Origin of the sequence: Phaeodactylibacter xiamenensis (assembly GCF_000759025.1) — a bacterium.
GTDB classification, from domain to species: domain Bacteria; phylum Bacteroidota; class Bacteroidia; order Chitinophagales; family Saprospiraceae; genus Phaeodactylibacter; species Phaeodactylibacter xiamenensis.
In genome coordinates, this window is sequence record NZ_JPOS01000075.1 from 112,497 (window position 1) to 125,869 (window position 13,373).

General features: G+C 53.4%; 8 protein-coding genes. 1 reads left to right on the top strand and 7 read right to left on the bottom strand.

Annotation, left to right across the window (positions count from 1 at the left end; all coding sequences use genetic code 11):
* Positions 1 to 14 precede the first annotated feature (14 nt).
* From IX84_RS18880 to IX84_RS18905, 6 genes are all read right to left on the bottom strand, one after another.
* On the bottom strand, positions 15 to 1,409 hold the full coding sequence (locus IX84_RS18880) for a tetratricopeptide repeat protein (RefSeq protein WP_044224256.1): 1,395 nt from the start codon (positions 1,407 to 1,409) through the stop codon (positions 15 to 17).
* Positions 1,406 to 2,749 carry a hypothetical protein gene (locus IX84_RS18885; protein ID WP_044224258.1) on the bottom strand — a complete coding sequence of 448 codons (1,344 nt, stop codon included), beginning with the start codon at positions 2,747 to 2,749 and terminating at the stop codon, positions 1,406 to 1,408. Before IX84_RS18885 ends, IX84_RS18880 begins: the two co-directional genes overlap by 4 nt.
* Before the next feature lie 39 nt (positions 2,750 to 2,788).
* Positions 2,789 to 4,222 carry a hypothetical protein gene (locus IX84_RS18890; protein WP_044224260.1) on the bottom strand — a complete coding sequence of 478 codons (1,434 nt, stop codon included), beginning with the start codon at positions 4,220 to 4,222 and terminating at the stop codon, positions 2,789 to 2,791.
* Positions 4,223 to 5,845, bottom strand: coding sequence for a CTP synthase (locus IX84_RS18895; protein ID WP_044224261.1), 1,623 nt, complete (start codon positions 5,843 to 5,845; stop codon positions 4,223 to 4,225).
* Positions 5,846 to 6,007: 162 nt separating this feature from the next.
* A complete protein-coding gene (locus tag IX84_RS18900; protein WP_044224263.1) occupies positions 6,008 to 8,173 on the bottom strand; it encodes a S46 family peptidase in 2,166 nt (721 codons plus the stop codon).
* 18 nt (positions 8,174 to 8,191) lie between these two features.
* On the bottom strand, positions 8,192 to 10,219 hold the full coding sequence (locus IX84_RS18905; protein ID WP_044224265.1) for a Na+/H+ antiporter NhaC family protein: 2,028 nt from the start codon (positions 10,217 to 10,219) through the stop codon (positions 8,192 to 8,194).
* 138 nt (positions 10,220 to 10,357) lie between these two features.
* On the opposite strand from IX84_RS18905, the gene IX84_RS18910 reads away from it, so the two are divergent.
* The gene (locus IX84_RS18910) at positions 10,358 to 12,580 is read left to right on the top strand and encodes a T9SS type A sorting domain-containing protein (protein WP_044224267.1); all 2,223 of its coding nucleotides are present in this window, start codon (positions 10,358 to 10,360) and stop codon (positions 12,578 to 12,580) included.
* A 10-nt stretch (positions 12,581 to 12,590) separates the two neighbouring features.
* Here the strand turns inward: IX84_RS18910 and IX84_RS18915 are convergent, their stop codons facing one another.
* On the bottom strand, positions 12,591 to 13,370 hold the full coding sequence (locus IX84_RS18915; RefSeq protein WP_044224269.1) for a tRNA pseudouridine synthase A: 780 nt from the start codon (positions 13,368 to 13,370) through the stop codon (positions 12,591 to 12,593).
* Between the last annotated feature and the right edge of the window lie 3 nt (positions 13,371 to 13,373).

Consider the following 13,373-nt stretch of genomic DNA (forward strand, 5'->3'; position numbering starts at 1 on the left):
GCTTACGCCTAAATTTAGTGTTGATCTTTGAGCTTTTCGGCAAGTTCTTTGTAATTGGGTTGCCCGGTACGTTGGTAGAGGTGTTGTGCCAGGGGTAGTGCCTTTTCCAGAAAGGGCACAGCTTCTTCTGCGTTTTTCGCCCTTTTTATAAAACCCAAATACGTCGTTAGCAAGTCATCTGCGAGCTCGATTGACTCCGGGTTTTGAGCTTGAATGGCCTGCGCAATTTCTAGATCTTTTAGGTAGTATTGGCGAGCTTCTTCTACATGCCCTTTAGTTTTTAGCTGCCCCAATTTATAGTACGCCACACTGAGGTCCCTTTGCAGTTGTTCGGACTGAGGGTTTTTTTTGGCGAGGGTTCTGGCGATGTCAGTACGCTCGTGGTACAGTTCTGCGGCGTCGTTGGTTTTGCCGGTCCGCATGAGGAGGTCAGCGAGTTTTTCAATAGCGACGCCGAGGTCCCTTTGCAGTTGTTCGGACTGAGGGTTTTGTTTGGTCAACCTATGGCTTAAGGAGAGGTCTAATTCGTAATATTGCAGCGCTTCTGCATAGTTTCCAACATCCCGGTGTATATCTCCAAGGTCGCTCAATAATGCGGATTGAAGGGTGCTCCCTTCTGGTGCATGATTCAGGGCTTTTTTTAGGTATTGAATAGCGCGTTCATATTTTCCAGCAACCCAATAGATATTCCCAACGGCCCGGAGTTTATCCTGCGGCCAGGCTTCATCAGTTGGGGGATATTGTTCTAATAATTCTACGGCTTTTCTTTGCCCATCAAATTCCGCATAGGCCTCGGCCAAGGGCAAGGCAAAGTCAATGGCAAGACGTTGGGCGGGCAGTCCGGCTTCTTCAGCTTCTCGCAATTGCCTTTTTTTTAGTTCTACTTGCAGTTCCAGCGCACGGTAGGCTTCCTGGCTGCGGTACTCCTCCTGAAAACGAGACTGCAGGAAGTCGTCAGGTAGCTCTATCTCGGCGGTTTCGTCGAAGTAAACCACCACCATACGCCTTTGAGAGAAAAGGTCGGTGGCCAGGTTGCTGATGCGGCGCAGCGTGGGCTCATCTACCCAAAAGAGGATGGGGCGCCCCAACTGCACTATGCCCTCCCTGGCGTAATTGAGGGATTGTACCTTGCCTTCCTCTGCCAGGTAGTGGGGGAGCCCCTGTACGATTAACCCCCCGGTTTCGCCCATCGCCGATTGGAGCTGAGACAGTATAGGGGAGGCTTGCTCTAATTGGCAAACGTTTGGTTGGGTGTGGTATTTATTTTTAGCGGCTTCAATAATGGCTTTCGTAGCCGCTGGCAGCAGGCGCTCATCCTGAATGCAGGCAAAGGCATACCCTTGCTCGTCTTCCCGGCTCAGGAAGCGGGCAAGTTGGTTGATCCGGCTGAAATAGGGGCGCTGTGTCATGCCAATAAGTTACGGTCGCGCAGCAAGGCTTTGACAATGGGATGCACATCGGTCCAGTCGCTGCCATTGTTGTAGGCTAATATACATAAATTGGAGCGTAGGTGCATGACTTCTTCGGTGTTGAGCACCAGCTTTTCTTCACTTTGAGCCAGATGAGTGAGTATTTCGAGGTAGGTCTCGGCTTCGTATAGCTTATCGCCGTCCCGGAAGTCGGCGATGTTGCTGTTGTAGTCGCGCTTCAGGCTGTTGAAAGCGGCTTGCCAGTCTTCCTCTTCAATGGTATCCCGGCCGAAATCGAGCGCGTTGTCAGCGGCTTCCTGTATCATCAGGAACAGATCGCGCAGTACGCCACCAGAATACCGGATCATTTTGTTTAGTAATTCGGGATTAGCAAACAACCGGTCGGCGTCCATACGGGCCTTAATGACTTCCTGCATCAGTCGTAAGCCTTCTTCAGAGACTTTCCCGTTTCGTTCAACCACCTTAATCATGGGCAGTTCGTAGACCTGGGTGAAGTGGGAACGGATTTGATTGTAACGGGTATTGCTGTAAAAAAGCGCAGCCGGGAAGGTGTAAATGACGTTGGTGCGGATTTGGGTAAGTTGACTGACGTAATTGTAAAACAGATCGTAAGAGCGGTCGGCCGGTATCTTGTCCAAATCTTCAAGAATAATGAGTAAATCCCGCTTGCCTGATTTTTTAGCCAATTGGATTTGAATTTCGGCTACCAAATCATTGCAGTGCCGGATCAGGTCAGACAAGCGGGGTTCAATCTCGGTTTTGAGCACCTGCTTAAACTGTTTACTGGTTTTCGCCGTTAGGCGAAACTTCCCAAAAAACTTGGCAAGCATAGAAGTACTTAGCTCCCCACCCATGTCCAATCCACCGCTGAGATTGTACTTTTCGCTTACCCGGTTAATTTCAGTGGAGGTCGCCCAGAGCTGTACAGACTTCAGGTACTCAGTACTAATCTTTAGCTTATCTTCCACCGCCGCCACAAAAAGGCGTTCCATCATGATAATAAAGAGCTCAATATATTCCAGGTTAACGGGGTCAAGCTCATCGTGTATAGAAATATTCAGCACTAAAAATTCATCGGTAAGTTCCTTATCCAGATAATTCAGCTCCGTACTTTTTCCACAGCCTTTGTATCCGGCAAAAAGGATATGTTCGTTGCGGTCAGGGTTGTTTCTCAGCAAACGCGCCATCCTGCTTTTGGGGTTTTTGCCCCGCACGGTGGATGCCTCCTTGTAAAACGCATCAAGGTCTTCCTTGGCAACCGGGTGGTTATTGAATGCACCGTAGATGTGCTCCAAATCCCCGGCGTATTTGAGTGGCATAAGTCTTTTTGTTTTGCTGAATCGTAAATATAGGTATTCTTAGGGTTTTCGGTACAACTGAACTTTTACACCTCCACTTCGCAGCTCTTTCTGTAATGTCCACTCTTCCCGCAACCGTTCCAACTCCCCATCCGAAAAATCATTCATCACATTGGAGTAAAGGATGTAGCGCTGTTTGGATAAATCCTTTGGCGCAAAGCCAGATGCCCTGCCGGATAAATCCTTGTAATACTGTGGCCCGGTTTCCGGGAAAGCGGTCCCTACCGTTTCCAGTGGAATGCCCTGTTCATCCAGGTACCCAATCATCTGTTCTTTCAGGCGGTAGTAAGGGAGGTGGGCGAGGGTCGTATCCCAGCTTTGGGCAATGTGGTCAGGGTATACCCAGAAGTGCCCGGTAAGCAACCCGGTGAACAACAACGCAAACAGGCGGTCCTTCCAGATACGGTTCCACGAGCTTTGGGCAATAGCCGTGAAGGCGAGGAGCAATGCTGCAAGCAATAAAGGTAGCAAATACCGGTGCTGCTGCAGCCCGCTGTACAACAGAAAGGTGGGCGTGAGCAAAACCAGGCAGATACCGGCCAGCCAGAGTGTACTTTGGACTTTTGGATGGCGGAAGGTCGTTGGCTTTCGCCAAATCACCAGCCCCAGGGCCACCCAGCTGAACACCATGCCATAATCGGCCAGCCGCCAGCCCAGGACCAGCCCGTTTTTGAGGAGCCCGCCGAGGCCCACCCGTGCAAAACTCGGTGCCCATTCGGAACCAGCATGGTAGCCAATCCAGCCTTTTTCCAGATAATGGTAAAGCAGGAAAGCCAGGGCCAGCAGCCCGGATGGCAGGTAGGGCGGGAGCGTTTTCAGAACACTATACAGGTATGTCATCGGCTTGTTTGCGGCTCGATTGAGCATTGAAAAGCGCAGATACAGCTCAAACAAAAACAAAATCACGACCGTCATCATCCCCCGGGTACTGACAGCAGCGAGCAGAAGCGCACCAAGAGCCAATGCCCAGTCTTTTTGGTAAAGCACACCAAATAAACCCAGCAGAAAGCCAAACGCCAGCACCACATCCGGGCTGACCAGCACCATTTGTGCCGACAAAGGCGGAAGTGCCAAAGCCAAAAGCGGAAAAACCCAACCCCAGTCCCCGGCAAAGTGCCGCCCTACCGGGAACAACAGCCCCACAATGCCTAGTACAAAAGGCAGCATTGCCCAGTGGCTCACCGCCAGCGATTTTCCAAACAGCATCCACGCAACCGCCAGGTACATCCCGAAAAACGGCGGGTGCCCGCTGTCAATGTCATCGGGCAGCAAGAGCTGAGCAAAGCCGGTATGGTAATAATGGTGCGCATGCTTGGAACCGAGTTGTATCGTATCCCAGAAAAATGGAAAAGGGCTGCTGTAGGCAATCCCCAAAACGGCTGCAGCCAGCAGTGCCGGCCGCAGCCACTTTTCGGTCCGGGTGGGCCGTACCAATTACTGCTCCGGATTGTATTTCCGGTCCAGGGCCGCTTTCACGAAGGCTACAAAGAGGGGCTGAGGCACTTCCACAGTACTTTTGAGCTCCGGGTGGAACTGCACGCCAACGAACCAGGGGTGGTCTTTGATTTCCACAATTTCCACCAGGTCCGCGTCCGGATTAATACCGGAAGCGATCATACCTGCCTTTTCCATGGCCTCCCGGTATTGGTTGTTGAACTCGTAGCGGTGGCGGTGGCGCTCGCTGACTTTCAGGCTGCCATAGGCTGCACTGGCTTTGCTGCGGCGGCGGACCTCACAGGGGTAGGCGCCCAGGCGCATGGTGCCACCTTTTTTGGTGATCTTTTTCTGGTCGGGCATCAGGTCAATAACGGGGTGGGGCGTACCGGGATCGACTTCGGTGGAAGAAGCACCCTCCAGCTGCATGACGTTGCGGGCAAATTCCACAACGGCGCACTGCATGCCCAGGCAAATGCCAAAGAACGGTACCTGCTGTTCCCGCACATATTTGATGGCATTGATCTTTCCTTCAATACCGCGCTCACCAAAGCCAGGGGCCACCAACACGCCGTCAAACTCCCGCAGCCGCTCAGCTACTTCCTCGGGCGTGCCTTCCAGCTGTTCGGAGTGAATAGGGTGGACTTTTACCTTACACTCATTTACAGCGCCGGCGTGAACGAAAGATTCGTGTATGGATTTGTAGGCATCCTGCAGCTCGTTGTACTTGCCCACCAGGCCGATGTTGATGGCGTAGGTAGGGTTTTTGAGTTTTCCCAGAAAGTTTTTCCATGCATTGAGCTGTGGCTCCTGCCGGTCCTTTAAGCGCAAACGGGTGATAGCTACTGTATCGAGCTTTTCGCGCAGCATCAGCAGAGGCACATCGTAGATACTCTCCGCATCGATTGCTTCAATAACGGAGCCCACATCCACATTACAGAACAGGGCCAGCTTACGGCGGATTTCCATGCCAATGGGGTGCTCCGTGCGGCATACCAGAATATCGGGTTGAATACCGGTGTTGAGTAGTTCCTTTACAGAGTGCTGTGTCGGCTTGGTCTTCAGCTCCTTAGCCGCATTCAGGTAGGGGATAAGGGTCAGGTGAATGACCAGGCAGTTGTCGGTGCCGAGCTCCCACCGCAATTGCCGCAGTGCTTCCAGATAGGGCAGGGACTCGATGTCGCCCACCGTACCGCCCAGCTCGGTAATCACAATATCGTATTCATTGGTCGCGCCCAGGAGTTGCACCCGCCGCTTGATCTCATCGGTAATATGGGGAATGACCTGCACGGTTTTGCCCAGGTAGTCGCCTGCCCGCTCCTTCTCAATCACCGTCTGATAAATCCGGCCGGTGGTCACGTTATTGGCCTGGGAAGTAGGCGTGTTCAGGAAGCGCTCGTAGTGCCCCAGATCGAGGTCCGTTTCCGCCCCGTCATCGGTCACATAGCACTCCCCGTGCTCATAGGGATTGAGCGTGCCCGGGTCTACATTGATGTAAGGGTCGAATTTTTGAATGGTCACGGAGAAGCCCCGCGCCTGCAGCAGTTTAGCCAGTGAAGCTGCAATAATACCTTTACCGAGGGAAGAGGTGACCCCGCCCGTAACAAAGATGTACTTGGTCATTTGAAATTACTTTGGTAGATGCTGGTTGCCCAACAGGTTGTTTTGTTACGGGGTACAAAGGTAGGGAAAAGGGGCGTAGGATGGGAAGATTCCGGGCAGTAAGTGAAACGGGATGTGCACACCAGGCACACATCCCGCTCCAACGGTCAATAAATCAATTGATTATCCTTTCTTGGGGTGGACCAAAGTCATCTCCTCGACCAAATGGCCGGCACCGGCAAATTTGTCGATGACGAATAAAATGTAGCGTGCATCCACCATAATATTACGGCAGATGGAGGCATCGTAGTTCAGGTCGCTCATCGTACCCTCCCAGGCGCGGTCGAAGTTGAGGCCGATGAGATTGCCGTAGGCATCAATAGCCGGGCTGCCGGAGTTGCCGCCCGTAGTGTGGTTGGTACCGATAAAGCAGACCGGCATTTTGCCATCCTCTCCGTAATCGCCGTAGTCTTTCTTTTGGTAAAGCTTCCGCAGGCGCTGTGGCACGTCAAATTCGTAGTCGCCGGGCACGTACTTTTCCATGACCCCATCGAGGTAGGTGACGGGCTCGTAGCGCACGGCATCTCGGGGCTGATAACCGTCGACTTTGCCGTAGGTAACGCGCAGGGTGCCGTTGGCGTCCGGGTAGAAGCGGCGCTCAGTGAAAACGTCAATTTGCGCGCGCATGTACTGCTGCTGAAGGTCATCAATTTCGGCTTTGATGTCCCGGTATTTGCCCGCCACATTATCATCGTTATAATCAGAAATAGCACGGGCCAGCGCATAGGCCACATCATTTTTGATGAGCTTAATCAGCGCCTCCGGGCCCTCTTCCATAGCCAGTTCCAATACGCCCGGGCGGGCCAGCTTGCTTTTCAGATAGATCATGGAGGCCAGCTTATCAGCATCCTTGCCGGCTTCCACATAGCGCTCTACGGCAAATGGCGCCTGATGCTCATCGGAGATTTCTGTAAAGTAGTAATCCATGAGCGTGGCGAAAACGCCCTGATCCACCGAAGGCTCATAGTCTTTATAAAAATCCTCTACAAAATCTTCAAGGCGGCCCATTCGGCTTTCCACCATTGGTGCTCCGCTGGATTCATACATTTTGACAACGCTATGCAGGGTGTTGGCCAGTCGGAACAGCTCAATATTGCGCCCGGCGATTTCCCCCACTGCGGTATTGGTCGCGGCGTAAGGCTCAAGGTCGCCGTACAAGCGCTCGAAGCTGCTCAGCAGGCTGCCGTACTTTTCACGCCATTCAGGATTGCCCATTACGCGTTCCCTGAACTCTGCTTCGTAGGCTTTTTTGCGGCCTACGCCGTCCGTTGCCTTGATACCCTGATTCTCACCGATCCACTTTTTCCAGTAGTTGGCGATGCGGGACTGTTTGGAGGCGTACTTGATACGTACTCCCGGGTCAGCCTGCATAGCGGTATTAACGACATTCAGGGCACGGTCGCGGATGCCGATCCGAATGGGGTTGACCACATCCACCCGCTGCTCAATAGCAGCAGCCGGCAGGTATTCTTCGGTACGCCCGGGGAAGCCAAAAACCAATGTGAAGTCGTCTTCTTCCACGCCATCCAGAGAAATCGGCAGGTGGTGGCGGGGCTTGAAGGGCACGTTCTCCTCACTGTACTCTGCCGGCTTGTTATCCGGGCTGGCGTAAATGCGGAAAAGGGAAAAGTCGCCGGTGTGCCGTGGCCAGACCCAGTTGTCAGTATCCGCACCAAACTTACCAATTGATGAAGGTGGCGCTCCCACCAGGCGGATATCCCGGTAAGTCTCCGTGACGAACATGTAGTATTTAGTGCCCTCAAAGAAGTCGCGCACCATGGCTTCCTGATAGTCTTCCATTTTAGCGGCAGCGGTCACTTCCTTCGTGTTTTTGTCTACCCATGATTGCCGCATTTTGGCGTCCATATCTTCTGTGACGTTGTTCAGGACCAAATCCGTCACATCCTCAATACGGACGATAAAGGTGACGAACAGTCCGGGATTGGGGATTTCCTGTTTCCGGTTCATGGCCCAGAAGCCGTCCTCCAGGTAGTTGTTTTCCAGGGTGGAGTGGCTCTGAATCTGTCCGTAGCCGCAGTGGTGGTTGGTCAGCACCAGGCCCTGATCGGATATGACCTCCCCGGTGCAAAAGCCGCCAAAGTGGACGATGGCATCCTTCAGGCTGCCTTTATTGACGCTGTAGATGTCCTCGGCAGTCATTTTCATGCCCATGCTCTGCATTTCCTGCTCATTGAGCTGAGCGAGCAGCAGGGGCAGCCACATGCCTTCCGTGGCTTTTACGTAAGTGCTGAGGCTGATGGCCAGCAGCAGAATCCAAACATTCTTCATGGTTTTACTTTGGTTATGTTAGTCAACTAATTTCCCGAAAGTGCGCACTATGCCAAACAAGACCGCAAGCCCAATGACCAGCAACAGCAGGCAAATACCCCAGCCGCCACCTAAAAAGGTAGACAGCCCGCCTGCAACTAATGCCACCGCCCCTACCGTCAAAGCATAAGGCAGCTGTGTGCGCACATGGTCAATATGGTTGCAGTCTGATGCCAGCGAGCTGAGAATGGTGGTGTCTGAAATCGGCGAGCAGTGGTCGCCCAGCACCGAAGCGGCCAGCGTTGTAGAGATCACATTGAATAAAAGCTCCATAGCGGCCTCTGTTTCCACCCCCTGCGCAATACAAATCGCCCAGGTGGTAGGAATGGCAATAGGGTAGAGGATAGCCATTGTACTCCAGCTGGAGCCGGTGGAAAAACTAATCACTGCCGCCAAAACGAAAATAATGACCGGCATGACAAACGGGTTGATACTGTCCTGCAGGGCTGAGGTGAGGAAAGTGGCCGTGTGCAATTCCTCCGTGGTGGCCGCCAGAGACCAGGCCATTGTGAGGATGAGAATGGCCGGCAGCATAGCTTTAAAACCGGTGATCATGGTGGAAATGGCGTCTGCCAGCCCCATGATACGACCGCCTACAGTAAGAAGGATGGCGGCGATCACGCCCGAAAGGGAAGCCCACAGCAGAGCGACATAGGAATCGGAATTTCCGATCAGCTTGCCCACCTTCATCAAAAAGGAATCGCCCACATCCGGCAGGGCGCTGATGCTGCCCCACACTGCCCCCCAGCTTTGGGATGCCGGTGCCAGCCCCGCATCAAGCAGTTCGCCGTAAGTGCTTGCCAGCCCGGTATCAATGAGCCCGTAGAGGGTAATCAGAATGACCAGCGCAACGGGGATAACAGCATTGTACCACTTTAGCGGTGCCCCGTCAATGGGGTCCAGGTTTTCCATATCCTCCTCAGCTGCGGCGCTTCGCTTGGTGAACAGCTCGCCCGTTTCCCGCGCCCGTTTCTCCGCAGCGTACATGCCGCCGAAGTCCCGTTTGGTGTAAACCAGCATGAGGATGAAAGCCAGGGTCATCACCGGGTAAAAGGAGTATTTCAGAGAACTGATGAAGACCCCGTAAGGCGTCAGCCCCAGGTCCGTACCCGTTTTTTCGGCAATCTGTAGCAGTCCGTCATCGATATAGCCTAATTCAGCTCCAATCCAGGTGGTAATAAAAGCCACAGCCGCTACCGGTGCCGCCGTACTGTCTACGATGTAGGCCAGTTTTTCCCGTGAGACCCTGAATTTATCCGTCACCGAACGCATGGTGTTGCCTACGATGAGCGTATTCGCATAATCATCAAAAAAGATGGCCACGCCCAGCAGCCAGGTAATGAACTGTGCGCTGCGGGGGGAGCGGGCATAGCGCGAAAAAGCCAGGACCACCCCTGCCATGCCCCCATTGCGGGAGATAATGGCCACCATGCCGCCTATTAGTGAGGAAAAGACAATAATAGCCAGGTGCCCGCTGTCGGCCAGGGCCTGAATGACATAGCGCTCTACGACATCAAAAAGGCTCAGCAGGGTATAGTAAAGGGATTCAATGCGCATACCTCCGGCAATAAAGGCACCCACCCAAACCCCAACGAACAAAGAGACTATGACCTCCTTGAATATCAGGGCCAGCAGGATGGCGATAAGCGGGGGCACCACCGACAGCCACATCGGGATACGGCGCAGGCGGGGGGTGCCATCGTTGCGGGCAGACAAGTGATAAAGGCGGTAACCTTTGCCAGCATGCTGAATCAGCAGCAGTGCTCCGCGCTGGGACAGCTCAACCGGCAGTTTGGCTTCTCCCTGTATAAGCGGCAGAGTATGTTTGGTGCTGTTGATTTCGAGGGCGAGGGAATCCCCGCTCTGGGCCGAAGCGAAAACCAGGTGGTCCCGACCGGCACGCAGCTGGTAGTCTTTGCCGAGTGAGGGAGCCGTGCTTTGCCCAAAGGCAAATATGGTAAGCGCACTGCAAAAGAGTAGAAAAAGGTACCGGTAAGCGTTTTTCATGCTTGCTTTTTAATAAATTCAGCCGCCGTAAAGCAGGGGCAAAGCCATAACTCCTGCGCTGTATAACTGTTCTTAGGAAATAGAATTCTGAAAGGCACACAATTAACGAAGATTTCAATAAACGACCAATTCCGAATTATGAAAAGATTGGCACTACTGCTCGCGACCGTACTGTTACACGCCCTCTCGTCGGATGCACAACCCTATCCGGCCATTTCCTTCCCGGTAACAGTGGATGGGGAAGCAAAAGACCTGCCCTTCGCCGGCGGGCTCAACAATCCACAGCCCAACGAAGTGGACCTGAATCAGGATGGGCTCACAGACCTGGTGATTTTCGACCGCACCGGCAACGTCCTGCTGCCTTTCCTGAATACCGGAGGGGCCTTTGCTTACGCACCGGGCTATGCCCGCTACTTTCCGGAACTGCTGGGCGACTGGATCATTATGCGGGATTTCAACGATGACGGCATAATGGATATTTTCGGGCAGTCCCAGCGTACGGAATTCGTGCAGGGCGTTCTGGTTTACACCGGCTATTACGAGGACGGGCACATCGCCTTTGAGCGCCTGCCTCTGAAGCACCCCAATAACATCATCCCCTTTGTACTGTCCAATGGGACGACCACGCAGCTTTACGTAAGTAACGTGGATTATCCGGCAATTGATGATCTGGACTGCGATGGAGACCTTGACATCCTGACCTTCAATCCGGCCGGTGGTTACATAGAATTGTACGCCAATCAGTCTATTGAAGAGGGGTACGGGCGCGACAGCCTCATTTTTGAACTGGTGGAAAACTGCTGGGGCGGTATTTTTGAAAACAGCATTGAGCAGGAGGTTGGCCTGGCAGAGAACCCCGGAGGCTGCTTTAGCTTACAGGGCGGGCTGACGGAGCGCCACCCGGGAAGTACCCTGCTCACTTACGATGCTGACGCGGATGGCGATAAAGATATGTTACTGGGCGATGTCACCTACTCTACGCTTAATTTACTCCGCAACGGTGGCAGTTGCGAGCAAGCCTGGATTACAGATCAGGAACTCGGCTTCCCTGTGAATGGAGTGACGGTGGATGTGCCGCAATTTCCGGTAGCCTTCCGGGCCGATATCGACTTTGACGGGCTTAAGGACCTGCTGGTTGCCCCTAATTCTGTCAATATTTCGGAAGACCGCAACGTGCTTTGGGCTTACCCGAATGCGGGGACCGCCGATATGCCGGATTTCCAATACCAACAGCGGGATCTTTTCGTGGAAGATATGCTCGACTTTGGTACCGGTGCCAGCCCCACCTTTGTGGATTATAATGCAGACGGGCTTTTGGACCTGGTGGTGGGTACGGTTGGCGCTTTTGAGCCCTTTGGCGAACGGGACACTCGTCTTTATCTCTTTGAAAATACCGGTACTGCCCAATCTCCTGCCTTCGAGCTGGTTGATGAGGACTACCTGGGGCTTTCCGTTTTCAACTCTTACACCAATTTTGCTCCCACTTTCGGCGATTTGGATGGTGATGGTGATGAAGACATACTGGTGGGAGAGGTGCTGGGCCGCCTTTTTTATGCTGAGAATATCGCAGGTGCCGGCAATCCGATGGTTTTCGGCCCCTGGCAGTACGAGTACATGGATATAGATGTGGGCAGCCTCTCCGTGCCCCAAATCATTGACCTGGACCGGGATGGGCTGCCCGATCTGGTTATCGGTGAGCGGACCGGCAATATCAATTTCTTCAAGAATATTGGAACGGCTGGCGAGCCCTTGTTTGATGCTGACCCGGACGCCGCCCCGAATATCCTTGCGCTGGGCAATATCAACACGGCCATCCCTGGCAGCATTTCAGGCTACTCTGCGCCGCAGATTATTGATCAGCAGGGGACCTATGTTTTGGTGACAGGCACAGAAGCCGGGCAGCTTGAAGTCTACAACAATATCGAGGGCAACCTGTCCGGCACCTTTGACCTGGATTCCGAGCGCATGGGCGATGTCCGCGTTGGGATTCGTACCCGTCCTGCCATAGCTGATATTGACAAAGATGGTAAGCTGGAAATGATCGTGGGCAACGAGCGTGGCGGTTTAAACGCCTTCCAAACCAACCTTTGGTTGGACAGTACCTCTCCGGTGGCAGAACCGGGCTGGGCAAGTCGGGTACAGGTATTCCCCAACCCGGCACGGCACGTACTTCATGTGCAGCTGGGGCAGGAGATTCAGGCTTCACTGGAGCTCATCAGTGCGGCCGGGCAGGTGGTTGCAACCGTGCAAAGCCAGGAAGCTACGGCACTATTGCCCCTGCAGGCTATTCCGGCCGGCATCTACTTTTTGCAGATAACAGCTGAAGGGCAGCGCGCTGTTCGGAAAGTAGTAGTCTGGTAACGCGCCCCGGCTACGCTTCAAAATTCAATTGAACCCTGGGCGGCTTATCAATGTAGGGGTAGGTTACTTTGGAAAGGTACAAACCCTCCGGATAAGCAGAACGCAAGGGGCGGGGCGGGTTGTGGTCACGCAGAGGCTGCAGGAAGTCATCCAGTGTAATCTGCTCCCAGCCTACCTCAAGCAGTCGGTGCACCAGAATGCGGATCATGCCTCTCAGAAAGCGGTTGGCAGTAAACTGCAGGCGTATCCGGGTCTGGTCTGGATTAGCAAAAATACGGACATCGCGCAGGTGGCAAATCGTGGTATTGTGCCGGTCGGGCGTCAGACAGTACGCATGGAAGTCCTTAAATTGTAAAAGTTGTGCTGCTGCGGCCTGCATACGGCCTACATCCGGTGGTTTCCGCAGGTACAGGGCGCTAAGCTCGCCCAGGAAGGCCTGCTTGCGGGTATTCAAAAGATAGTCGTACTGCCGGTCGGTGGCATCATAGCGGGCGTGGGCTCTGGGATGTACCGGTATGATATCAAAAATGGAAATCGTGGCCGGTAAATTCTTATTGAGGATGAACTTGAAATCGGTTCGCAGTTCCTCCGGTGTATCGAAATGAGCAAAATACTGGCTGGCATGTACCTGCGCGTCAGTGCGTCCACAGCCTATGAGTGAAATTTCATGCTTCAGGATACGTTGGAGAACCCCCTCCATTACCCCCTGCACGGTACGCACTTCACCCGGCTGCTGCTGCCAGCCCCGGAAATTATAACCCTGATATGCAAAGTGCAGAAAGTACCGCATGGA